The following is a 21,720-nucleotide window of genomic DNA, read 5'->3' on the forward strand; positions in this document are numbered from 1 at the left end:
CATCTAAGGTATCGACATCAGGGAAGCAAACATAGCCAAACCATGAAGCACAAACGATTTTCGCAAATTCTGGGAATTAGTGTAATCGCCTCTCTGCTCGTCGCTACTGTCATCAGTATTTATGGTCTGGTCAAGAGTGAAATTGCGATCCGACGAGGCAGTTACCTTTGCCTGCCTGCTCCACCCACCAGCCCACCCCCCTGTTATGGGCAGACAACGCTCCTTTCTCAGAATGCGGTCACGGCCCTGGCTACCTCAACGGATGCCCTCCTTGCGAGCGGTACAGGAAAAACTATTCAGATATGGAACTTAAAAACGCTGAAACCTGTGCGATCGCTGACTGGGCACCGCAACTGGATTTCGGCACTTGCCTTCAGCCCCAATGGTCAACTACTGGCCAGCAGCAGTCTGGATCAAACCATCCGCCTGTGGGACTTGCAAACGGGCACCCCGATAATGATTCTCTACCCCAATCAGGTTGTTACTACTCTCGCCTTCAGTCCCGATGGTGCCACTCTTGCCAGTGGTAGTCGTCTTGTCACCAGCAACAGCGTGGCTTCCCAAATTCCCCTCCAGCTTTGGGATCTGAAAAGCCAGCGAATTCAGCGCAGTATCCAGACTGGCCCGATCAACGCCCTCGCCTTCAGTCCTGATGGTCAGTGGTTGGCTGCAGGTGCGCAGGATACTAAACTATGGCAATTGCCAGAATGCCGTTTGACACGTACCCTGCGATCGCATGAATTAAACGCTCTCCTCTTCAGTCTTGATAGCCAGATGCTGGTGACTGGCAGCGAGGGAAGCCAGGGCGAAGATGGCATGAACTTCTGGCAGGTAAACTCAGGAAGCCTTACCCGTACCCTTGATTCTATTGCGGATGACCTGGCGCTCACAGCCGATGGCAGGATGCTGGCCAGCACGTTGGGCGGTGTTGTTAACCTGTGGCGAATGAAACCTCTGGGCTATTTAGGAACCCTGCGTGGCTCTCAATTCAGCGCCATGTTTGTCCGCTTTGGACTGAATGGTCGAGAGATTATTACGGGAAGCAGTGATGGCATTCGGGTGTGGCAGGAGGAGAAGTTGGGAAGGAAGAGGGAAGAGTTATAGCCGTTTTCACTATCAGGGCTTAACGAACGAATGACAAATGACATCTCCTATGCAGTACCGCCGTTTTGGTAAAACGAATCTTCAGCTCTCTGTATTTTCTCTGGGAATGATGCGCTGTCTGGCTGCGGAAGAGGTTGCCTATCAGACGGTGCAGCGAGCGATCGCGTTGGGCATTAATCATCTGGAAACAGCTAGGGGTTATGGGCAGAGTGAGCGATATCTGGGGCAGGCTTTACAAAGTGGACTTTCCATTGCCCGCGAGCAGCTTTATATCACTACTAAACTGGCTCCAACTCTCGATCCGGATCTCATGGAACGAGTGATCGACGAGTCTCTGGAGCGTTTAGGGATTGATTATCTGGATGGATTGGCAATTCATGGCCTGAATACAGAAGCCCATCTCGCCTGGGTAGAGGCTTCTAATGGTTGTATGCAGGCTGTTCAACGAGCGGTTGCAGATGGGCGAGTTCGCCATGTTGGGTTTTCTACGCATGGATCTCTGGATGTGGTTTTGCGGGCGATCGCCACTGATCAATTCGAGTTCATCAATCTGCATTACTATCTTTTCTTCCAACGTCATGCGCCCGCGATCGACCTGGCGCATCAAAAAGACATGGGAATTTTTATTATTTCCCCCTTTGACAAAGGTGGGTTACTGTATACTCCGCCCCAAACTTTGCAAAACTTGTGTGCTCCCCTATCGCCCTTAGCCCTAAATACTCGCTTTCTGCTCAGTGATCCCAGAATTACCACCCTCAGTATTGGCCCTGCAAACCCGCAGGAACTGGATTGGCCCCTGGAGATGGCAGACCAGGACGGCCCCTTATCGCTGGCAGAACAAGCCATTTTAGAACGGTTGCAGATGCGACAGGAGAAAGTTTTGGGTAACGATCGCTGTAGCCAGTGCTATGCATGCTTACCCTGTCCTGAACAGATTAATATTCCAGAAGTCTTGCGGTTGCGAAATCTGGCGATCGCCTATGACATGACTCAGTACGGTCAGTACCGCTACCGTATGTTTGAAAATGCAGGCCACTGGTTCCCTGGCAGTAAAGCTAACTGCTGTACCGACTGCGGCGACTGCCTGCCCCGCTGCCCAGAACAACTCAATATTCCAGCCTTACTGAGAGACACTCACCAACGTCTTAATGGCCCAACAAGACGGCGGCTATGGGAGTAGAGGCTACTGGAGAAAATGGATGCGTTGCGGCTACCTAACACATTCCCCAAAACTGATTCCCGATCCCTGATCCCTAATGCTCAAACGAACCTTCTTCAGCAGGAGGATTCCGATACCCATAGAAATCAATGTGATAATCGACAATGCGAACACCAGTATGCTCTTCAATCTGTTGCAGAATTGAGTCTGGCAGCTTTACATGCACATCCAGAATTTGGTTCGTATCCAGGCAATTGACGTGGCTGTGAGAGTCACTGATATTGCCGTATAGGCGACCGTCCGATCGCTCAATGCACTCAATAATTCCCTGGCTGGATAAAGCTTCTAGATTCTGGTAAACCGAAGTGTGACCAATCTCCTTACCCTGCTGATTCAGACGGTCATAAATTTCTCGTGCAGATAAATGTTCCTGTGCGTCCCACAGCAATTCTAAAATGAAGCGACGTTGACGGCTGAGCCGCATCCCAAGATTCTGGCAGCGCTCTAAAGCATCATCTAGCGATCGAATTGGTTTTAAGGTGGCAATATCATTCATGGCTACATAGAGGTATCACGGCATACTCTACCTCTGGATACAGTTGTAGCACAGGCTAAAACAAAGTCGCTACAAGTTTAGTTTAGGTCATGCACCCACCCATCTCCTCATTTCCTTGCCCCTTCATTCCAGTGCGACCTTACTTCACAATAGGAAAAGACACAACACGATTGGTAATGATTCCTATGCCCTTTTCCTGGTTGCGATCGCGCTTTTGCTTAATTTCCCCCTCTATTTGGCGCACAATCTGCATGGTAACGATCAGTCTATTGCTGGTGCTGGCGACAGTTACAGTGGCTCAGGTGCAGCCTGCTCTAGCCAGTCTACAAGACGATCATTACGATGGAGAAATTTTTGCATTGTATGCAGGGAATGGTTCTCTCATTCCCCCCAAAGTGACTTTAGAACAGGGTTTTCAGCGGAAACGTCCAGTTTTGCTGGTATTTTATGTGGATGACAGCCGGGATTGTAAACAGTATTCGATCGTTCTTTCTCAACTTCAGGCATTTTATGTTCGGGCTGCTGACATCATCCCTATCCGGGCGGATTCCATTCCTCCTAAAAGCAAGTATGCTCCTACAGAACCCGGTTACTATTACAAAGGATTAGTTCCGCAAACCATTTTGTTTGATGAAACGGGCAAGATTGTCCTTAATGAGACTGGCGTGTTGAGCTTTGAACAGGTGGATGACAAATTCCGGGAGGTATTTGATCTGCTGCCCCGCTCCGAATCGGTTGAACTCAAACGCCGTCCCTTGAATGAAATCAATATGGAGCTAGTGAAGCAGTAGTCCAGGCTACTTCCTGCCTAGCTGGAATGCTTCTATATTGCTGAAAAGCAAACTTTAGTAACAACCAGTGAAAAAGGGGTAAAGACCCGTGACAAAACAGAGGCAACTGGTCAATACTCGAAGCAAGCTCAACAGCCGTTTGAGGCACAACTTGGTCAATCCTTCTACCATTTACCTCTGCTGGGGGATGGCTGAATGTCACCCGTTTACACCACAGACGACCTGATCAGAATTCTGGCAGACGAGCGCCGAGCTTGTATGAACGGGCAGCGCCTGAACTTGGCTGTCAGTCCTTCAGGCAGTCCGTTGTTAGATAAATTCCTGCAGCCCGATGGACTGCAAAAGTTTATGGCTTACAATGACTTCCGGGCTGCCGTACACCAGTACCAAAAAGACCATCAGGTTTCTGGCATTGTCTGGCAAAATCTGACGATTAAGGGCCGTCCAATTCGCTTTCCTAAAGTAGATGAGCAGTTGGCGGCCCTTCCCAAAGATTTGCAGTTAATGAAATCCTTCAAAGGCATCCTGTATGACTTCTGGTGCGAGGTGACAACTGGACTGGATCTTTACTTGAGCTTGAATGCGGGGAAATCCCATCGATCGATCGCCCCAGCCGATGTGGAGCGGATCCTGCACCGTACCGAGTGGTTGACCTTAAGCCAGCAGGGAGCATCCGAGACGCTGGAAATCATTCTGCAAATGGGTTGGGGAAAGCCAGAAGAGGCCACTTACCGACGGGGCTTTCCTGAATCTGGGAGCGAGTATGTCCATGCGGTGAATCCGGGGCGGCAACCATTGGTATGAAACGCGGGGCAAAGCCAACGATCGCTGGGATCTGCTCAACGTCATACCTACTCTGGGGAATGGCAATCACCACAAACCCCTGTCCAAACTACTCAACCGCGCTTTCGTTGATGGCCAAGGTTTTGGGGGTGGCATCTAGAGTGGCGGTGGCTCCGATCGGTAAAACGGCATTCTCTCGAATGTGACCAAACATCAGGTTGTACAGGGTGGGTTTTCCCAGGGGGATAAAGCGATCGCGTAGCACATTTTCCAGACTGATGGTTTGGGGGAAGGAAGCCCGAAATTCTTTGGGGTAGCAATCAATAAAATGGCCTAAAGCAATGCCAGCCGCATCCTGCAGCTTTCCGGCCAGCCAGAGTTGGGTGAGCATGCGATCGATGCGGTAAGGTTCCTCATCAATTTCTTCCAAAAATAAAATCCTGCCACGGGTATCCGGTTCGTAAGGCGTGCCGATCAGATTAGTCACCAATGTCAAGTTGCCGCCGACCAGTGGTCCAGTGGCTCGTCCTGGTACCAGGGTAATCAGGCGATTGTTGCGCTCGACAGTACCTTCGGGAGTGGGAGGGGGTTTGGTAATTTCACCGATCGCAGAGGCGGTCATAATGACGCGGCGAAAATGCTCTTTGGCATAATCTCCCACTCCGGTGAGGCCAGAAGATCCATGAAACGTCACTAAGCCAGTTTTACGATTGAGGCCAATCAGGAGGGCAGTGATGTCGCTGTGCCCAACGACGACCTTGGGCGAGCGGCGGATCAGGTCATAGTCCAGCAGGGGCAGAATGCGACTACAGCCATAGCCACCGGAAAAGGTTACGATACCCCGGATATCGGGACGACGAAACATTTCGTTGAGGTCTGCCGCCCGCTCTGCATCACTACCTGCCAGGTAGCCATTCTGAGCCATGATATTGCGTCCCAAGACGACCTTGAAGCCTTACTGCTCCATCGTTTCCCTGGCAATCTGCAGGTCTTCTGGCTCATACACATTGCTGGCCGGCGCCACCATGCCAACGGTATCTCCAGGGCGCAAAACAGGCGGCTTGAGAGCGGCATGGGAGGAGGTCGGAGAAGCTACCGCTTTGTGGATGATTCCTGTCGATAGCGACATCGCCAGTCCTCCAGTCGCAAGCTGGAGAAACTGACGACGGAAGACAGGCAAGGGATCAGGCTGGTCCATCAGGATGCTTTATCCGTCTCGTCCAGGTCGTTTTGCTGATCAGGATTGGTTTCCTCACTTGGATAGCTATTCAAAGCGAGATCAAATTTGGGTTCAGGTTTTTTGTCAGGCGCTGGGTCATTTCTCAATAACTCGGCGATCGCCTGACCTTCGATTGGGGGTTCCGTAAATTCCTGGCGGCGATCGGTAATCAGCCAATCCAGGGAAGCGGCTTGCACATCGATCGTGGCTCCGGTCTTGTCCACGCAATAGCGACCAAAGACCAGCTTATCCACCAGCCTCACTCCTGGCCCCAGTCGGGAGTAATCAAAGATGACGCTGTTATCAACCATCGCACCGCTACAAATCCAGCAGTTGGGGCCAATCATCGTTGGCCCAATGATTGTCGCTCCATCTTCAATATGGGTCATGCCACCAATGTAGACTGGGCCCTGAATATTAACCTTGTCCCAATTCACGGCCACATTCAATCCGGTGTAAATGCCTGGAGCCACCTGCTGGCCTGGAATCTGCACATTTTTGATCTCTCCCTTTAAGACAGCTCGAATCGCATGCCAATAATCGGGAACCTTACCGATATCGACCCACTCAAAATCCATCGCGATACCGTAGAACGGAGCACCGATTTCCACCAGCTTGGGGAATAGTTGGCTGCCGATGTCGTATTCCACACCCGAGGGGATATAGTTCAACACTTCTGGTTCAAAGATATAAATCCCGGTGTTGATGCAGTTGCTGAGAGCCTCTTCAACTGAGGGTTTCTCCTGAAAGGCTTTAATTCGACCTGTCTCATCCGTGACTACAACTCCGTAACTAGATACTTCTTCCTTGGGTACGGTTTTCATAATTACGGTGGCGATCGACCCTTTTTCCTTGTGCCATTTCACCGCTGCCGTAAGATCTAGGTCAATCAGGGCATCCCCGCAGAGAACAACAAAGGTGTCGTCAAAAAAGTGGGAAAAGTCCTCGATTCGACGCATTCCGCCTGCCGATCCTAGTGCTTTCCCTTGAAGTTCACCATTCTGGTCAATATACCCTTCAAAGGAATAGGCAATCTGCACCCCAAAGCGTTGCCCGTCTCGAAAATAGTTTTCAATTTCGTGGGCGAGGTGGCTGACATTGACCATTATCTGATCGAAACCGTGTTGCCGTAGCAACTCCAGCAAAAACTCCATGACAGGTTTTTGCAAGATCGGAATCATGGGCTTGGGAATTTCATAGGTGATGGGGCGTACCCGCGTTCCTTTGCCCGCGGCCAGAATCATGGCTTTCATAAATAGTTTTCTCTCAATCCTCAGCCATTAAATTTTAACTGCCAGGATCCGCTTCTCGCCGATCTGTCTCCAAGCTTTATTCATGCTACACAGGAGTGGCAAACATGGAGGTAGCTGCCATCACGATTATGAAAGGTTTCTTGGAAGCACAAAAATTCTTCATTCAGAGGAGCTACTTTTAGCTACAGCAACTTTAATTTAAGGGAATACACAAATCAGAATTAACACGATTTTAGAAGCTGGATGTCTATCTTGAAAGTACCAGGGCTTGCTTGCTCAATCCGGAGAAATCTGGTTCCTCCACTCAAGAGGAACAAAGTTTGATCTTTACAATACTGAAGAAATCCGGTTTCTATATCATAGAGGCTCATTTTAACATCTGCATCTCGAGACACTGGCTTTTTGGGATAGGTTGCTGTCTTCTAGGCAGATCCGTCAGTTGTTTGGACATCGGCTACCGTAAGGGGACGAACTCGTAAATCTTGATAAAATTCGTCCTGCGCCAGTTCCACCTTAGATTGGGCTGAGAGCAGCAGTAAGGCCCAAAAAATGCCAACCCGATCGTGCGTTGAGGGATGAACTTCTGGATCAGCGGATAATTGGCCTGAATAGATGGCAGTCTTGCCCTGGGAGTTCGTCCACAGTTGCAGTAGTAGTTCAAAATCCAGCCAGTTTTGAGTGGTGGGAGCGATCGCTTCCCAATGAGCAGCAAAGAATTGCTCCAGGGCCGTTGCGACTTCCGATAAATTTTCCTGGTGGGCCAGTTGAGCGATCGCCCGTACCGCTTGCGAGCAAGATTGGGGGGGCGGACGACGGAGGCGCTTACGAGGAGTGGGATCCTCCAGGGCTTGCGCGATCGCTCGCAGTTGCTCAATCAAATCCGTTAAAGTCACTCGTCGGCGTTTGGGGGCAGGAGCCACCGCCCGTCGCCGTAATTGCCGTTCCAGGTAAGGAGGAAGCGGCATCGGGCCATTGTCTTCCCCTTCTAATTCCACCTGATCCAGCAATTCAGAGTTTGCTTGTGTTGTTTCAGCCTGTACCAGACTATCTGCTTTCAGCAACACCAGCATAGACGCATACAAAAATGCTTGCCCGGAGGAAGACAAGCTTTTTTCGTAAGGCTCTCGTCCATCCGCTACGGGAGTCATTTCACTGAGAAATCGATCGATGACTTCAATTACCTTTACATCCCAGGGATCAATCTCTCCCTGTTCTGCCATGTTGATCAGGAGCGCGATCGCATCCTCAGCAAGAGAAAGCGGCATAAGAAAAGACCTTAACGGTGGGAGAACCGGACAAACCAGGCAGCGGCTAAAAGAATCAACCCCAACAACAGGAGCGGTACCCAAAGGCTCCATAAACTTGTAGGTGTAATCCAATCAGCAGCCGTCATGAGTGCCTCCTAACCTATACAAGGGTTACTGAGTCACCAATTCAGCGTCTGTTGTCTGCGTTTCGGAGGAAACAGATTTTGCTGCGGGCAGCAGGCGCTGTTGCTCAATCTCTGCCTTGTAGCGTTCTACATCTTCCTCTAATGCTTGAATTCGCTCATCCCGTACCCGAATTTCTTGACCAGTTTCCAGTAACCGTTGCAATCGTGTCCAGACGCTAAACACCCAGGCCAGCACCGCCCCTAATCCCATCGCTAGAATTAATTCAATGGATAGAGGAGCCTGCAGATCGACTCCCTTGACCAGGTGAATCACGGTAGGTTCTGTGTTCTCAATGCCAAACAGAACCAGAGCCAGACAAATCACGAAAATGACAAAAAAATTAACCTGTCGCATAAGCCTCAAATCAGTTAGGAGAGCTACAAAGATAGCAATTTACATGAATATGGCCAGCCAGATTTTAACCTATTAAATTTTTCCTGGCTCCCAGGGACGCTTACTGATTAATTTGTACCAGAGGCTGACGATCAATGGCTGAGATCGAGGATTTGTTTTGGAATTGTTATCAAATAATTTCTTCTTCCGCTTTTTTCAATTCTAGGGCAAGGCGTTCCGATCGGACAGCCTCCAGAGTGCCTTTGATGGTGCCTGCGATCGGAACCGCGATAATGACTCCCAAAAAGCCTGCCATTTGTAATCCCATCAGCAGGGCAATGAAGATCCAGATAGGATTCAGGCCCGTAAAGTCGCCCAGCATTTTGGGGCCAAGAACGTTGTCCCGAATTTGTTGCAGGATGGTGGCCGCGATCACCACCCAGAAGCCCATCCAAAAATTTTGGAGCATCAGCAGAATAGTGACAACTCCAATTCCCAGAGCCGCTCCCACCAGCGGAATCAGTTCAGCAATCCCAATTAACAGGGCAAACAGTAAGGCAAACGGGACTTGCAGGACGAGAAAAACAGGAATCAGGGCCAGTCCCATAAACACGGCCAACAAGATTTGACTAATAAAAAAATTATGAAAATTCAGCCACAGCGACTCACGAAAGGGGATGCCATACCGGGGTGGCAGCAGATTGATCAGCCCATTCCACAACTGGTGGCCATACAGCAGCATATAGAATGCCAGAACAAACACCAGAATTGTGGTAATCAACCCATTTACCGTACCGACGGCCACTCCCACAGCTTCCTTGGCCACAACTTCTAACTGCCGTTCAATTTGATTATTAATCCGGCCACTGAAACCCTGGAGATCCAGCGGCAGATTATGCTGCTTTGCCCATAGATCGAGTGTTTGTAAGTTGCGGGCACTCGTCTGAAGCCAATCGGGGATTTTGGCTAGGAGTTGAGCCGTCTGATCTACAATAATTGGCACCAGGGTCACTCCGGCAATCACAAACAATGCCACTGTAACCACCAGCACCAGCGTGACCGCTTGCACTCGCGATAGAGTGGCCCGCTGAAACAGACGTACCGGATAGTTGAGTAGAAAAGCCAGAATTGCTGCCATCACCAGGACAGTGATAAGTCCCTCAAAAAAGCGAAAGAGTTGGGTTAGTAGCCAAACGTTTAAAGCGACGATTGGACCAGTCAAACCCCAAATGAGCAGGCGTTGAAGGTGAACAGAACGGTGCATGTTAAGCGGGTCTGGAATTGGGGGTAGCCAGTTCCTGAGGGGGCTGGAAAGATTTCAGGAGGATACCCAGAGCAACTAGAAGAATAATCCCTACTGTACCAATCCCCAGTGGGCTAGGAAGCCAAAAGACAGCTTCCAGCACATTCTGCTTACCGGGGATTAATGACCAGATGAGTTGATGACCTTGTTTAAGAATTCTGGGACGGTTCATGCCATTGCCATAGTAGTTACGGGCACCCCAGGGCGTTTCTAGCTGAAATTCCAGTTGAATCAGGTTAGCGGGACTGACGAGGATTTCTCCGTGAGCAGAGGCCACGCCCAGCGATCGCAAGTCAATGTCATACACCAGGCGATCGCGCTCCGCCAGCAACCAGTTACTATGCTCCACCTTCAAATGAGACGTGATCGTTGCAAGCTCATTGTCCGCCGCAGTTTCAGAGTCTTGATTTAACACCGTGCCCAAGAACTGATTAAACTTCCTTTCTAAATCGGCACTGCTGATAAAGGGAATTTTGGCGATCAGATCCTGCCCTGCGGTAAAAGTCACTTTGCCGCCTAAATTAGCGGCTTGCTGTTCCACTGCCTGCGCCCATTGCTGCAAGGCTGAACCTCCAAAACTTTTGAGCCGTTCCCCCAATTGAATGTGTTGCACAATCTCGCCCCGGTTCGCGTGATCAAATCGAATCCCGATGGTGGAATCCACGCACCCAGACAGCACCAGGGCTAGCAAGATCATCACCCAGCATCGCGATAAACGAGATAACCAGCGGACGATCGCCACCTCCTTTAAGCCAGCCATATCAACCCTCCGACAATCAGCAATGCCCCCACAAGAGCAACCCAGATAAAGCGATTATCTTCCGTATTGACCTGACTGAGATCAACAGGTTCAGGAACAGTTTTGGGTTTAGGGGCGGGACGGCTACTGGCTGATCCTCTAGATGATGCCCCAATTCGACTTTTGGCACTAGCCTCACCCAAGTTGGTTAGATCTGGGATTTGGGTCAGCCATTCTGGACGGGTTTTGAGTTGAGGGGCTTCCAGAATGTATAGCAGGCGACGACCTTCCTTGCGGGTCTTGAGATGGGGATGGTTGGTCAGTTGACGGCACAGGGCGATCGCCGCTTCCCGCTGTCCCACGGCTTCATAGGCCATGACCAGCCAGCTTTGCACTTCTCCCCCCAACGAGGAATTGGGATTGATTAAAGCATTAGCTTTTTCTAAAGAATTAACCGACTTCCGATAATCTCCCCGTTCAAAGGCCGTTTTTCCTGCCTGGTAATCGGCTTTTGCAGCATCAAGATTGTCTGGATTTGCAGTCATACAGCCTCCTCCCTGTACAAATTCTGAGAAGCCGGATGGAGTCACTCCGAGTTCTTGTGTAGGATGTGTTACTCTTCCGTAAGGCACCACCGTCAGCCATTGCTGTGTTACGGCTACGGCCTAACCCATCCTACAAAATTCTCAGGCCACCATTCCCAACAGGGTCACTTCCCACACCAGTCGAGGTTGCACGTTTGAGCGCAGATACTCACGGGCTTTTTCGAGTAGCTGTAAGGGTTGAAGCAGAGCATTTTCCCAGGGCAGTTGCTGAATCTGTTGCCAGTAATGGTGCTGCAAGTAATCAATCAACCAGAGTTGCATTTCGGGTTCAATCAGTTGGTTAATCTGACGGGCGAGGGCTAGAGCCTCCTGGTGAGAACGGGGCCGTTGTGTCATTTGTTGCAGTAGATCGGCAGGTAAGGCTTGCAATTGCTGCCAGTGAGCGATCGCACTTCCCGGACTGCCATCCGCCAGTTGCAAAATTTGGGGATGCTGCTCAATTTCCCCATATCCGGTATTTTGCAGCACCTGCACTATTGCTTCCCTGGACAATCGGTAAAAGGGGATGCGCTGACAGCGGGATACCAACGTTGGGAGTAGGGACTCGACACCCGGTGCGATCAAAATCAAGGTAGCTTGTCCCGGTTCTTCCAGCGTCTTCAGCAAAGCATTGGCAGGAGCTTCTGCCATCGTTTCAGCCTGGTCAATCACGACCACCGATCGAGGCGCTTCCAGGGGGGGACGGCCCAAAAACTGAGCAATCTCCCGAATCTGTTCCAGACGAATCAAGGGAGCCGTTTTTCGTTTCATTTCTGCCGTGATTGCTTCCGCTGCTGACAGCCGCTTTCCCTGGTGCAAATAAGTTGGCTCCACCCACAGCAAATCGGGATGGTTGCGATCGCGAATCCGCTGCTGTAAGATTGCTGATTCCTTACTCATAGATGCAGTCTGACTGAATAAATCGGCAATAAAACACTCTGCCGCTAAACTGCGACCGACCCCTGCTGGGCCAGCAAACAGGTAAGCCGGAGCAATTCGCTGTTTTGCGATCGCCTGAGTCAGTAACTTGACGGCCTGGGGTTGGCCGATGAGAGGGAAGAGGTGGGACATGGGGAAGAGAGAGTTTTAAGTGTTAAGTGTTAAGTTTTAAGTTGGCTCTGAACTGAGAACTCAAAACTTAAACCAAGTTCAGCTAGAGAACGTTCGTTTTCCGATCAGAGAAACGCCAGTTCTGGACTTGGACAAGGTTTAAAGCTCAAAGCTTGTCCCAAACCACTGCTGGAACCGTTCCTTTAAAATAGCTTGAATCTGTTGGGCAACTAGGTCTGTGGGCTGGTTGGCGTTAATGGAAACGATGCGATCAGGGAAGGTCGCTGCCAGAGTTGTAAAACCACGCCGCACTTGGTGGTGGAAGGTGTGATCGGTTTGTTCGATGCGATCAATCTCGCCTCGTTGTCGAGTCCTGGTTAGCCCGGTTTCAACGTCCAGATCGAGCCAGAAGGTAAGGTCGCTTTGTAAGCCGTTGGTGGCAATCTGATTCAGGTGTTCAATTAAGGCTAGATCCAGTCCTCGACCATAGCCCTGGTAGGCGATCGTGGAATCTGTAAAGCGATCGCAAAGAATCAAATCCCCTGCAGCCAGTCGGGGACGCAAAAAGGTTTCTACGTGTTGGGCACGATCGGCGGCATACAGCAAAAGTTCAGTGCGATCGCAGATCTCTACTTGTTGGGATTGTTCTAGCAAGATTTGGCGAATCCGCTGGCCGGTTTCGGTTCCTCCCGGTTCGCGAGTTAAGACAATCTGACGGATACAGCCTTTGCTCTGCAAGTGGGTTAACCAGCCACTATCGATCAACCATTGGTGCGATCGCTGGAGTTGAGTGGTTTTACCTGCGCCCTCGCCTCCTTCAAAGACGATCAATCGACCCCGCATGTTCAAAAATTCCTCTAATTACTATTAATTTTTCGATTAATATTTCTGATAAATAGCAGAGTCACGATTAGAATCAGCAACCCTACTCTGCTCAATGGACGCTATCATGGCAGAGTCTTAGTATCCCAATATCCAGGACAAATCATGGCGCGTTACACTGGCTTTTTCAAAGTTGCAGCCTCTGTAAACAACTTTCAGCAGCTATTGAGCGAACTTTTAGAATCCTGCAACTTTAATATCATTTACCAGACGGGAGATTATTTGATGGCTCGCGAAATTCCTGGCAAGGTTGCTTATCATCAACTGGTAACGGTAGAAGTTCTTGTTGATAAGACGACGGCTACAAATCAAGAAGTACAAATGAATTTTGTGATCAAAAATGAAGAACTGCCGCTGCAAGTAGATAACCACTGCTATCAAGTATTCAATCAGGTGAATCAGGCAGTTCAGGATGCAAGCTGCTGGAAATTAATTGAAGTGACTACTAGTTAAATTCAATCAGAAAGCTAGAAGGTAGAGGGCAGAATACAGCGGGAGAAGCCCACTTTTGTGATTGAGGGTGAGTGTGGATCAGATGAGGCTACCTTAAATCGTCATCATCTAGCTCATCATTATTTCCTGGCTGGTCGTCATCATCTTCAGGCTCCCCGATCATATTGGGACTGATGAGGGTGATGTCAAATTCATCGGGTGGAATTGTTAGGATCGCATCCCGTTCTAGTCGGTAATAGACTGCCCGCACTTTGGGGCCAAATACAATTTCGTCCTCATTGTTCAAGTCGTGGGCATGCAACTTACGCCCATTAATGAGCAGGCCATTCGCACTGGGTTTTCCTTTGGCATCCCCATCTTCAATACGGTAATAAATCGAACCATCTTTGTGGGACAACTGCTTCAGAGTGGCGTGATGGCGGGACACAAATTGAGAGATGAGACGAATATCGCTTTTTGGATCCCGACCGATTGAGTAAATCGGATTCTCCAGGATAAACTCTCGTCGTCCCTTATCGTCCTGAATAATTAACAAATGGTGTTGATAGGATTCTGAAGGCATTGAATTATCCGTCTTCTGGCTCACCAATCATATTAGGCCCAATTAGTGTGATATCAAATTCATCGGGAGGAGCCGTCATTACTGCATCCCGCTTGAGTGCCAGGTAAGTTGCACTAACATTGGGGCCAAAAACCACTTTGTCCTCGTGCTGCAAATCATGGGCTTTAAGTTTCCTGCCGTTAACTAATATCCCATTAGAACTGGCTTTTCCTCTAGGAACCCCATCTACGATGCGATAGGAGAAAGAGCCATCTTCGTTGGGTATTTGCACTAGAGTTGCGTGCCGTCGCGAGACAAACTGGGAAAATAACCGAATGTCACAGTTTGGATCACGCCCAATGGAGTACGTCGGTCCATCGAGGGGAACCTCAAGACGCCCCTTGTCATCTTCAATAATTAATATATGGCTTTGGTAAGCAGCGGCAGGCATGGATTCTCTAGTGGCGTAGTGATTTTCAAAACTCAGGAAGAGCTAACTCTAGAAACAGTCAATCGACCCGCTTTTCAGGATACTCCAATAAAGAGTTATTAACTGGATTGGCAAACTCTCGCAATCTGAGTCTAGGTAGCTCCGTGAAGCATTTTACAATTTCACCCCCGCGATCGCACATCCGAGTAATTCCGGCAGTTTTTCACCTCCCTGAATACCTTGTCAGAGAGATCCCTGACTTACTGGCTCCCGTCTACTAGAAGTTATTGGGTTCCCAATCATTAGGACTTAGAAGGAGAAAATGTCAAATAAAGTAACAGAGAATTCATGACAACGCTGACTGAACTGAAGGCCATCATGGCTCCTGCCGCCGCCGGATTGAGGAGGATCCCCAGGGTGGGTAACAGGACACCGGCAGCTAGGGGGATTCCTAAACTATTGTAGGCAAAGGCCCAAAACAAATTTTGCCGAATCTTATTGAAGGTGGTTCGACTGAGACGGATCGATTCCACCACATCAGTCAGGCGATCGCGCATCAGAATAATACCTGCCGCTTCAGTGGCAACGTCCGTTCCTGAATGCAGGGCAACTCCCACATCCGCCTGAGCCAGGGCTGGGGCATCGTTGATCCCATCGCCCACCATGGCCATCCGATATCCCTGCTGTTGCAGATTAGCAATCAGGTGAGCCTTGGCTTCTGGTCTAACTTCTGCCAGAATCGCTTCCGCTGGTAGATTGAGAGCCTGGGCGATCGCGGTTGCTGTTTCCTGGCGATCGCCAGTCAGCATCATCACCTGTAAGCCCATCCGCTTCAGTTCGGCAACCATCGGTTCGGCGTCTGGACGCAGGGTATCCAATACGGCAATTACCCCAACTACGCGATCGTCCACTGCGACATAAACCACTGTTTTACCTGCTTCAGCAAGGGACTGGGCCTGTTGTTGGATTTCCTCATCAACCTGCACCTGATGTTGTTCCAGCCAGTTCAGCGTTCCTAAAAGCACCCGCACGGGCATCTGATCTGGATCAACTGCTGCATCCTGCAATACCGTGGCCCCTACTCCAAGGCCAGGAGTGGTGACAAAATCTTGAGCCGGAAGTACAGGCAGTTTCTGCTGTTGAGCTTGCTGTTGAATGGCGATCGCCAGGGGGTGACGGGTACCGCTTTCGACACTGGCGGCGAGTTGGAGGAGGGTGGAGGAGGAGTAGAGAGGTGGGGAAGTGGAGGAGTGGGGGGGTGAGATGACCAGGCAGTCGGTGACGGTGGGTTTGCCTGTGGTGAGGGTGCCAGTTTTGTCGAAGAGAATGGTGTTGAGGTGGGAGACTCGTTCCAGGATGTCACTTCCCCGGATTAACAGGCCACGTTCAGCGCCAATGCTGGAACCAACGAGGATAGCAGTAGGGGTGGCGAGGCCAAGGGCACAGGGGCAGGCGACTACCAATACGGCGATCGCGAGTTTCAGGCTGAGGAGAAGGGGGGATGGGGTGGTGGGATGATGGGTGATGAGATGATGGGCCATCAGATGACTACTTCCCATGCCCCAATCCCCAGTTCCCAATACCTCTGGCCAGAGATGAGTGCCGAAGAAGTACCAGAAACAAAAGGTGAAAGCGGCGATCGTCATCACGCCGTAGGTAAAGTATCCGGCGACCACATCTGCCAGTCTTTGAATCGGCGCTTTCCGAATTTGGGCCGCCTCCACTAATGCAATGATCTGAGCCAGGGTCGTGTCCTGTCCAGTACGGGTGGTGCGTAGAGCGATCGTGCCGGATTGGTTCAGGGTTCCTGCTGCTACCAGATCTCCGGGTTGCTTAAAGACGGGTATAGACTCTCCCGTTAACATCGACTCATCCACGGTCGTCTGTCCGGCTACTATTTCCCCATCCACCGGAATTTTGTCGCCCGGTAGTACCTGTAGCCATTCTCCAACTCGCACAGACTCTGCTGGAATTTCGATCGCTGCGGAGGTGGTTGGGGTTTCAAGAGATGCTTCCTGAGCTGGGATCAGACGGGCAATTTGGGGTTGCAGAGCCAGCAGAGATTGAAAAGCACCGGCCGCTCGGTGACGAGCCTGTTGTTCTAGAGTGCGACCCAGCAGGATAAAGCCAACCAGCATTACAGGTTCATCAAAGAAGCACTCCCAGCCGAGTTGGGGAAACAGCAACGCAATCAGACTGGTGGTGTAGGCGGTGAGGGTTCCCAGACTGACCAGGGTGTTCATGTTGGGAGCATTGCGCCGCAATCCCCGCCAACCGTCAATCAGCATGGCACGACCTGGCCCCAGCAAGGCCACAGTGGCCAGACCGCAGTGAAACCAGATGTTGCTCAAGCCAGGAAGTTTGATCCCGGCCAGCAGTTCCAGGTGTCCCAGAGCAGACAGAAACAGGAGCAGGGTGGCGATCGCCAGTCGCCAGAGTTGCTGGCGGGTTTCTAATTGGCGCCGCTCTTGAATATCAATCTGGCCGGTTGAGGTGCGATCGCCCAGCGGTAATCGAGGTTGGGAGGGAAATCCGGCTGCTGTTAACTTTTCCGCCAGCTTGACGGGATTGGCAGTGCCCGGTTGATATTGCACTGTCGCTACTTCTGTTGCCAGATTCACTGTGGCCGACACCACCCCTTCACACTGGGTCAGTTCCTGTTCCACCGCCCGCACACAACCCGCACATTTCATTCCGGTTACGTCGATGGCGATCGTTTGGGCCGAGGCTGGAATCACTACCTCAGGGGCCATCTCTGAGGGACTTGAAACCGATTGCGTCACGTCACACCTGAAAAAATAAGGACTTCCTCTTTGAGCGTAGAAGAAATCCTACAGGATTGCAGACTTTACAGCCAGGTTTCTTTAGAAAGGGATGAGGGGGATTGGGGTTTAGGGATCAGGGATTGGGGATCCGGAATCAGAACATCCCGTCATCTCACCCGTCCCTTCACCATCCACTATTCACCTGCCGATAACTCCGGCCCCAACCCAACAACATCTGCATAGGCGGCAGCAACGGCACAAGCCGATAGGGGAATAGTTACCAGTAGTCCCACTCCCAGGAGTAAAGCCCCTCCCAAATTAATCAAGAACAGCACCAGGGCAAATCCAAAGAAGGAAAACCAATTTTTAGTGATGAGTTTACGGCTGGCTTCCATGGCTGTCCAGAAGTCCATTCGTTGAGCGACTGCAAAGGCCATTGCAAACATATAGGCAACAGCTAAGTAAATTCCCGGCAGAATTAAAAGCAACATACCGAGAACAATCAGAATTCCTGTAATCAGGCTAACCAGGAAGAAAGGCAGAAAATTATTAAATCCTTTGAAGAAATCAGCAAATTCGGGAAGGCGATTTCTCAGTTGCTTGAAGGCGACAATATACCAGCCCGCTGTCAGAGGTCCGGTGACAACCAGTCTGATCACCGTTCCCAACGGGGAAGCCGATTCATTAATTTTAGTTACTACTATATTTATGAGAATCAGAACAATGGTGAAGACAATATAGCCTCCAGCATTCTTCTTAAAAAGTTTCCATCCTTGGCTGATATACTCTCCGATTTTGACGGTATAGCCCCGCTGAATCAGAGCATTCACGCCTTCTAATCCTCGGCTTTCCATCCCTTTTAGCCTCCAGGAAACAGCATAAATAATGAAGATTCCCATTGTTCTCGATTAATCTGAAGCGAATTTGCTTCAATATTTAAATTTTTAATCTTTATCGGAAACCTCTACTCCGATAGTGTATCCACTTAAGTTGAAATAAACGTCAACTGCTACATCTCCGCAATTTATCTTTAACCAAATCCACACATCAGGTTGTTGTAAATTCTGCCTGAGCAAGGGTAGAAGCAGGAAGGAAAAGAGAGTTGCAAAAGTTTTTTGTAGAAAAACTTTTATGATTTAAATGCTATCCTAGAAGAAATTTCTGATTTAGAAAAAGTTAGAAGGATTGATAATTCAGGTTTACAGTACGCCTGAAGGGTTGCCAACAAAATAACTGCAGAGGATAGAGCCAATGAAGTTACAAGCTATCAAACGGGGCACGCTCGCCAGTTTGCTATCCCCTCTCGTTTTGGTCAGCAGTAACCCAACGTGGGCCTTACCACCTGCCCAAGACACTCCTGAAGAAGTGTTGCGGACAGAGATTATTCTAGATGCCCGATCGCCCGTGGATGGCAGACCGATGAATCCGGCAGAGTATGCCGCACTGCAAGCCGAGCAACAGGCTCCCTATCATCCCCCTGCGCCTCTATCCTCGAAAGTCAGATCCATAGTAACCCTGCTGAAAGTACGTAAATTCATCAAGACCTATCTACCGTTTATTCCAATGAAATAGAAGGGCGTTGGTCAGTTGTTCTGTGTCGGTTGTCCTGTGGTATTCCCGACCTGTTCCCCCTCCACCCACTCTCCCACCCTCTTACTCTCCGAATCATCCTCAAATCAACGGGCAGGAACACTCCACCAGGCGATCGCATAAGGCTGAACAGGTTCGTTTACTCGCTTCATAAACTGCACCCGAATTTTGTACCGTCCGGTTGCTGGAACTTTGTGAAAGATGTGTTGCACACTATCCACATCACTGATGGACGACCAAATACTTCGCTTTGGGTCATTGTCCTCAGCCCGCATGAGATACAGATAAAGAGTATTCAGACCGCGATCGCGAAATTCATCACCCAATTCATAGCGATCGGTACGATTTTTGTCGATCAGTTCTACCAATCGATTCCACGCCAGGGTAATGGAGACATAGCTGCCCTGCTGTAACGGTTTGTCAAACACATAATCGCGGTAGGCAGGAGTCAGGAGTGAGGGAGATGGAGTATCTGGGGCAGCTATGGTTCTGTAGTCCCAGCCGATCGCAGGAATGGGGTGTTCTGGATTCCACTGGCCGGGACTGAATTGCTGATAGGCCCGGAAGGCGTTGAGTTGTCCTGTTCCCATTTGAATATGGAGGGGAATTTTGGGATTTTGGGAGGTATCAGCTTCTGTCCAGGTGCGATTGTTTTTATCCAAAATCGTGCGGCTCATGCCCAGGGTTAAGCCGTCCCCCTGATCCTTCAGCTTGTCGGTTGAGTTCAACAAAACAGCTTTCATAACTTCTGCGCGACGAGCATCCAGAGTCCAGGGTAAAGAGCAACCGGAACCAGATTTACAACTCTGGCGCAATTGGCGATCGCCATATTCCTGCAACAGGGCTACCGTTCCAGTGACGTGAGGGGCCGCAAAACTGGTACCAGAGGAAGTTGTCACGCTACCGTTGGGATTAACCAGGGACACTTCATTTCCGGGAGCAACAAGGCCAATAGAGCGACGGGGGCCAACATTGCTCTCCTGACCTTCTACGGCTCCAAAGGCCGAATCCCCCAAGTTGGCAAAATCTACCCTGGCAAAGACATCTTGAATCCGTGTGGTAAAAGCTACATTGATGCCATTGTAATTATCAGTTGGAATGGAAATGCCACCACGGCCCTGATTTCCAGCCACGACATACAGCACGTTATGCACGCGGCTCGACCAATCGACACACTGAGTTAACAAGGCATTGCCATCTAATTGAGCTTTGGGCCGAGGATCATGACGCAGTGCTTCCCCAAAACTGAAGTTAATCGCTCGCACATCACCACCATTCTGTAAGGCAATATGTTGGGCCGAGAGACATTCTTCTGGCTGACCATACCGCTTAGGGGTACCTGCCGCTGAGGAGTACAGACGGGCATCGGGAGCCACCCCCCGCATTAATTTAGCTGAACTGAGGATGATACTGGCTACATTCTGAGCATGGCTGTCTGCCGTATTCATGCGGGCCAGAGTGTCCTGGTAAAATACCTGCGCTGGACTCATGACCTGATTTTTAGAGACAGCCTTATCAATCCCGAATAGGCCAGGACGACCAATTTCTACCTGACCGATCGCGATCTTACGTCCCGTTAGACTATAGGGAGCCTTCTGCAGCCGTAGAGCATCAATCCCCATTTCTCCAACGGAACTAGAGCGCAACGGTTTAACGGCGACCTTAGCTAATCCTGGCAGTAGCAGGCGATCGCTGGCACAACAGGCGATCGTGGCTAAAGTCAGCACTGCCAATCCCCGACCTAGACGCTGAATCCCTGTCAGCCTTACTTGACCTTTCACAGCCCCACTACCCATCAACTAAATAAGTTTAAGAATAAGAAATAGCCTAGCGGCAGAACTGGGTGTTCAACAACTTGATCTTCTAAACCAAGTCCAGCGAGAGAACGGTCGTTTTCCGATCAGAGAAACTACGGTTCTGGGCTTGGACGAGGTTTAATTGGCCACTCTTTAACTCTCGACAAGGTCGGTACTTGCTTAGCGTGAAGGGTCAGGATAGTTTGAGAGATTCAAGAAGTTGATCTTTGAAGTTGTTTGAGAGAAATATGATCAAGTCAGCGTAGTCATCAAGTTGGAGTTTTCATGTTGAAGTTTTACTACAATCCAGTCTCTGTCAATGCTCGTCGAGTCTGGGTCGCATTGCTGGAAAAACAAATTCCCTTTGACCCAATTTTGGTGAACTTAGATGGAGACCAGTTTCGCGACGACTTCACAGCGGGTGATCAGGTTGGGATTGACGAAGATTATATGACTACACGGCTTCCCAAAGTCAGTGACGAAGAAGCGGCGATCGCCCTAAAAGCCATTCAAACCTGGAGTCAGAATCTTCTGAAAGAGAAGTAATTTGTCTACTTCCTGACCCACGCCGAATGCGATAAGGATACCTGGAAAAATGACCCTTACTTTTGATCGTCAAACCTATGCCAACCTCCTGGTAGAAGTTTTGCCACAACCCATCAAGACTGAAGACGAGTACCAGAGAGCATTAACGATTGTCGAATTGCTCATGCACAAGCAGGAGCCAACCCCTGAAGAAGACCGGGTACTCGATCTGTTTGTCATCTTGATTGAAAAATTTGAGTCTGAGCAATATCCCCTACAAAATCTGTCAACTCCCCACAGTGGCCTCCTGCACCTGATGGAGTCCGGTGGACTGAAATAAGCAGATTTGCTGGGAGTTTTCGGTTCCAGTGGCATTGCTTCTGAAGTCATCAATGGCAAACGCGAGATTAGCGAAAACTACGCTCAGAAGT

24 protein-coding genes and 1 pseudogene are annotated in these 21,720 nt (G+C 50.0%); 8 read left to right on the plus strand and 17 right to left on the minus strand.

The window, feature by feature from the left end:
- Positions 1-42: 42 nt before the first annotated feature.
- A complete protein-coding gene (locus ACUVQO_RS03705; RefSeq protein ID WP_445924547.1) occupies positions 43-1,104 on the plus strand; it encodes a WD40 repeat domain-containing protein in 1,062 nt (353 codons plus the stop codon).
- 37 nt (positions 1,105-1,141) lie between these two features.
- Complete coding sequence (locus tag ACUVQO_RS03710; protein WP_445924548.1) at positions 1,142-2,284, plus strand: aldo/keto reductase; 1,143 nt, start codon at positions 1,142-1,144, stop codon at positions 2,282-2,284.
- A 73-nt stretch (positions 2,285-2,357) separates the two neighbouring features.
- Here ACUVQO_RS03710 and ACUVQO_RS03715 read toward each other — a convergent pair whose 3' ends face one another.
- Positions 2,358-2,819, minus strand: coding sequence for a Fur family transcriptional regulator (locus ACUVQO_RS03715; RefSeq protein ID WP_445924549.1), 462 nt, complete (start codon positions 2,817-2,819; stop codon positions 2,358-2,360).
- Between the two features lie 185 nt (positions 2,820-3,004).
- Between ACUVQO_RS03715 and ACUVQO_RS03720 the strand changes: the two genes are divergently transcribed.
- Positions 3,005-3,610: a thylakoid membrane photosystem I accumulation factor gene (locus tag ACUVQO_RS03720; RefSeq protein ID WP_445924550.1), complete on the plus strand. Its 606-nt coding sequence runs from the start codon at positions 3,005-3,007 to the stop codon at positions 3,608-3,610.
- Between the two features lie 195 nt (positions 3,611-3,805).
- Positions 3,806-4,414 carry a hypothetical protein gene (locus ACUVQO_RS03725; protein ID WP_445924551.1) on the plus strand — a complete coding sequence of 203 codons (609 nt, stop codon included), beginning with the start codon at positions 3,806-3,808 and terminating at the stop codon, positions 4,412-4,414.
- An 88-nt stretch (positions 4,415-4,502) separates the two neighbouring features.
- Here ACUVQO_RS03725 and ACUVQO_RS03730 read toward each other — a convergent pair whose 3' ends face one another.
- The 11 genes and pseudogenes from ACUVQO_RS03730 to tmk all read right to left on the minus strand — a co-directional run bounded on the left by ACUVQO_RS03730 (position 4,503) and on the right by tmk (position 13,150).
- A complete protein-coding gene (locus ACUVQO_RS03730) occupies positions 4,503-5,015 on the minus strand; it encodes a S66 peptidase family protein (protein ID WP_445924579.1) in 513 nt (170 codons plus the stop codon).
- Positions 5,016-5,084: 69 nt separating this feature from the next.
- Positions 5,085-5,336 (minus strand): annotated as a pseudogene (locus ACUVQO_RS03735) (LD-carboxypeptidase); the annotation flags it as partial.
- 12 nt (positions 5,337-5,348) lie between these two features.
- The gene (locus ACUVQO_RS03740) at positions 5,349-5,591 is read right to left on the minus strand and encodes a hypothetical protein (protein ID WP_445924552.1); all 243 of its coding nucleotides are present in this window, start codon (positions 5,589-5,591) and stop codon (positions 5,349-5,351) included.
- Complete coding sequence (locus tag ACUVQO_RS03745) at positions 5,591-6,865, minus strand: sugar phosphate nucleotidyltransferase (protein ID WP_445924553.1); 1,275 nt, start codon at positions 6,863-6,865, stop codon at positions 5,591-5,593. The genes ACUVQO_RS03740 and ACUVQO_RS03745 overlap by 1 nt, the downstream gene beginning before the upstream one ends.
- Positions 6,866-7,287: 422 nt before the next feature.
- On the minus strand, positions 7,288-8,130 hold the full coding sequence (locus ACUVQO_RS03750) for a segregation/condensation protein A (RefSeq protein ID WP_445924554.1): 843 nt from the start codon (positions 8,128-8,130) through the stop codon (positions 7,288-7,290).
- A gap of 153 nt (positions 8,131-8,283) precedes the next feature.
- A complete protein-coding gene (locus tag ACUVQO_RS03755) occupies positions 8,284-8,652 on the minus strand; it encodes a LapA family protein (RefSeq protein ID WP_445924555.1) in 369 nt (122 codons plus the stop codon).
- 169 nt (positions 8,653-8,821) lie between these two features.
- The gene (locus ACUVQO_RS03760) at positions 8,822-9,853 is read right to left on the minus strand and encodes an AI-2E family transporter (RefSeq protein ID WP_445924556.1); all 1,032 of its coding nucleotides are present in this window, start codon (positions 9,851-9,853) and stop codon (positions 8,822-8,824) included.
- Positions 9,854-9,896: 43 nt separating this feature from the next.
- Positions 9,897-10,694 carry a DUF3153 domain-containing protein gene (locus ACUVQO_RS03765; protein WP_445924557.1) on the minus strand — a complete coding sequence of 266 codons (798 nt, stop codon included), beginning with the start codon at positions 10,692-10,694 and terminating at the stop codon, positions 9,897-9,899.
- Positions 10,682-11,218: a hypothetical protein gene (locus tag ACUVQO_RS03770; protein ID WP_445924558.1), complete on the minus strand. Its 537-nt coding sequence runs from the start codon at positions 11,216-11,218 to the stop codon at positions 10,682-10,684. Before ACUVQO_RS03770 ends, ACUVQO_RS03765 begins: the two co-directional genes overlap by 13 nt.
- 141 nt (positions 11,219-11,359) lie before the next feature.
- Positions 11,360-12,328, minus strand: coding sequence for a DNA polymerase III subunit delta' (gene holB, locus ACUVQO_RS03775; RefSeq protein WP_445924559.1), 969 nt, complete (start codon positions 12,326-12,328; stop codon positions 11,360-11,362).
- A 138-nt stretch (positions 12,329-12,466) separates the two neighbouring features.
- Complete coding sequence (gene tmk / locus ACUVQO_RS03780; protein ID WP_445924560.1) at positions 12,467-13,150, minus strand: dTMP kinase; 684 nt, start codon at positions 13,148-13,150, stop codon at positions 12,467-12,469.
- Between the two features lie 144 nt (positions 13,151-13,294).
- On the opposite strand from tmk, the gene ACUVQO_RS03785 reads away from it, so the two are divergent.
- Entirely contained in the window at positions 13,295-13,642 is a 348-nt protein-coding gene (locus tag ACUVQO_RS03785; protein ID WP_445924561.1) for a hypothetical protein, read from the plus strand.
- Between the two features lie 88 nt (positions 13,643-13,730).
- Here the strand turns inward: ACUVQO_RS03785 and ACUVQO_RS03790 are convergent, their stop codons facing one another.
- The 4 genes from ACUVQO_RS03790 to ACUVQO_RS03805 all read right to left on the minus strand — a co-directional run bounded on the left by ACUVQO_RS03790 (position 13,731) and on the right by ACUVQO_RS03805 (position 18,277).
- Positions 13,731-14,204, minus strand: coding sequence for an FHA domain-containing protein (locus ACUVQO_RS03790; RefSeq protein WP_445924562.1), 474 nt, complete (start codon positions 14,202-14,204; stop codon positions 13,731-13,733).
- 4 nt (positions 14,205-14,208) lie between these two features.
- Positions 14,209-14,634: an FHA domain-containing protein gene (locus tag ACUVQO_RS03795; protein WP_445924563.1), complete on the minus strand. Its 426-nt coding sequence runs from the start codon at positions 14,632-14,634 to the stop codon at positions 14,209-14,211.
- Positions 14,635-14,915: 281 nt separating this feature from the next.
- The gene (locus ACUVQO_RS03800) at positions 14,916-17,396 is read right to left on the minus strand and encodes a heavy metal translocating P-type ATPase (protein ID WP_445924564.1); all 2,481 of its coding nucleotides are present in this window, start codon (positions 17,394-17,396) and stop codon (positions 14,916-14,918) included.
- 176 nt (positions 17,397-17,572) lie between these two features.
- On the minus strand, positions 17,573-18,277 hold the full coding sequence (locus tag ACUVQO_RS03805) for a hypothetical protein (protein WP_445924565.1): 705 nt from the start codon (positions 18,275-18,277) through the stop codon (positions 17,573-17,575).
- A 352-nt stretch (positions 18,278-18,629) separates the two neighbouring features.
- On the opposite strand from ACUVQO_RS03805, the gene ACUVQO_RS03810 reads away from it, so the two are divergent.
- Positions 18,630-18,950, plus strand: a complete 321-nt coding sequence (locus ACUVQO_RS03810) for a hypothetical protein (protein WP_445924566.1) — start codon at positions 18,630-18,632, stop codon at positions 18,948-18,950.
- A gap of 104 nt (positions 18,951-19,054) precedes the next feature.
- On the opposite strand, the gene ACUVQO_RS03815 is transcribed toward ACUVQO_RS03810, so the two are convergent.
- Positions 19,055-20,764: a S8 family serine peptidase gene (locus ACUVQO_RS03815; RefSeq protein WP_445924567.1), complete on the minus strand. Its 1,710-nt coding sequence runs from the start codon at positions 20,762-20,764 to the stop codon at positions 19,055-19,057.
- A 285-nt stretch (positions 20,765-21,049) separates the two neighbouring features.
- On the opposite strand from ACUVQO_RS03815, the gene ACUVQO_RS03820 reads away from it, so the two are divergent.
- Both ACUVQO_RS03820 and ACUVQO_RS03825 read left to right on the plus strand, forming a co-directional pair.
- Positions 21,050-21,310, plus strand: a complete 261-nt coding sequence (locus tag ACUVQO_RS03820) for a glutathione S-transferase family protein (RefSeq protein ID WP_445924568.1) — start codon at positions 21,050-21,052, stop codon at positions 21,308-21,310.
- A gap of 49 nt (positions 21,311-21,359) precedes the next feature.
- A complete protein-coding gene (locus ACUVQO_RS03825; protein WP_445924569.1) occupies positions 21,360-21,629 on the plus strand; it encodes a helix-turn-helix domain-containing protein in 270 nt (89 codons plus the stop codon).
- Positions 21,630-21,720 lie beyond the last annotated feature (91 nt).

The organism is Leptodesmis sp. (genome assembly GCF_052746595.1).

Bases quoted from the DNA above. Each gene is read 5' to 3' on its own strand.
- ACUVQO_RS03720 (WP_445924550.1), top strand. From the start codon at position 3,005: ATGCCCTTTTCCTGGTTGCGATCGCGCTTTTGCTTAATTTCCCCCTCT.
- ACUVQO_RS03765 (WP_445924557.1), bottom strand. From the start codon at position 10,694: ATGGCTGGCTTAAAGGAGGTGGCGATCGTCCGCTGGTTATCTCGTTTA.
- ACUVQO_RS03810 (WP_445924566.1), top strand. From the start codon at position 18,630: ATGAAGTTACAAGCTATCAAACGGGGCACGCTCGCCAGTTTGCTATCC.
- ACUVQO_RS03820 (WP_445924568.1), top strand. From the start codon at position 21,050: ATGTTGAAGTTTTACTACAATCCAGTCTCTGTCAATGCTCGTCGAGTC.
- ACUVQO_RS03750 (WP_445924554.1), bottom strand. From the start codon at position 8,130: ATGCCGCTTTCTCTTGCTGAGGATGCGATCGCGCTCCTGATCAACATG.
- holB (WP_445924559.1), bottom strand. From the start codon at position 12,328: ATGTCCCACCTCTTCCCTCTCATCGGCCAACCCCAGGCCGTCAAGTTA.
- ACUVQO_RS03725 (WP_445924551.1), top strand. From the start codon at position 3,806: ATGTCACCCGTTTACACCACAGACGACCTGATCAGAATTCTGGCAGAC.
- ACUVQO_RS03715 (WP_445924549.1), bottom strand. From the start codon at position 2,819: ATGAATGATATTGCCACCTTAAAACCAATTCGATCGCTAGATGATGCT.
- ACUVQO_RS03785 (WP_445924561.1), top strand. From the start codon at position 13,295: ATGGCGCGTTACACTGGCTTTTTCAAAGTTGCAGCCTCTGTAAACAAC.
- ACUVQO_RS03805 (WP_445924565.1), bottom strand. From the start codon at position 18,277: ATGGGAATCTTCATTATTTATGCTGTTTCCTGGAGGCTAAAAGGGATG.
- ACUVQO_RS03770 (WP_445924558.1), bottom strand. From the start codon at position 11,218: ATGACTGCAAATCCAGACAATCTTGATGCTGCAAAAGCCGATTACCAG.
- ACUVQO_RS03740 (WP_445924552.1), bottom strand. From the start codon at position 5,591: ATGGACCAGCCTGATCCCTTGCCTGTCTTCCGTCGTCAGTTTCTCCAG.
- ACUVQO_RS03825 (WP_445924569.1), top strand. From the start codon at position 21,360: ATGACCCTTACTTTTGATCGTCAAACCTATGCCAACCTCCTGGTAGAA.
- ACUVQO_RS03795 (WP_445924563.1), bottom strand. From the start codon at position 14,634: ATGCCTGCCGCTGCTTACCAAAGCCATATATTAATTATTGAAGATGAC.
- ACUVQO_RS03705 (WP_445924547.1), top strand. From the start codon at position 43: ATGAAGCACAAACGATTTTCGCAAATTCTGGGAATTAGTGTAATCGCC.
- tmk (WP_445924560.1), bottom strand. From the start codon at position 13,150: ATGCGGGGTCGATTGATCGTCTTTGAAGGAGGCGAGGGCGCAGGTAAA.
- ACUVQO_RS03730 (WP_445924579.1), bottom strand. From the start codon at position 5,015: ATGACCGCCTCTGCGATCGGTGAAATTACCAAACCCCCTCCCACTCCC.
- ACUVQO_RS03710 (WP_445924548.1), top strand. From the start codon at position 1,142: ATGACATCTCCTATGCAGTACCGCCGTTTTGGTAAAACGAATCTTCAG.
- ACUVQO_RS03745 (WP_445924553.1), bottom strand. From the start codon at position 6,865: ATGAAAGCCATGATTCTGGCCGCGGGCAAAGGAACGCGGGTACGCCCC.
- ACUVQO_RS03755 (WP_445924555.1), bottom strand. From the start codon at position 8,652: ATGCGACAGGTTAATTTTTTTGTCATTTTCGTGATTTGTCTGGCTCTG.
- ACUVQO_RS03815 (WP_445924567.1), bottom strand. From the start codon at position 20,764: ATGGGTAGTGGGGCTGTGAAAGGTCAAGTAAGGCTGACAGGGATTCAG.
- ACUVQO_RS03790 (WP_445924562.1), bottom strand. From the start codon at position 14,204: ATGCCTTCAGAATCCTATCAACACCATTTGTTAATTATTCAGGACGAT.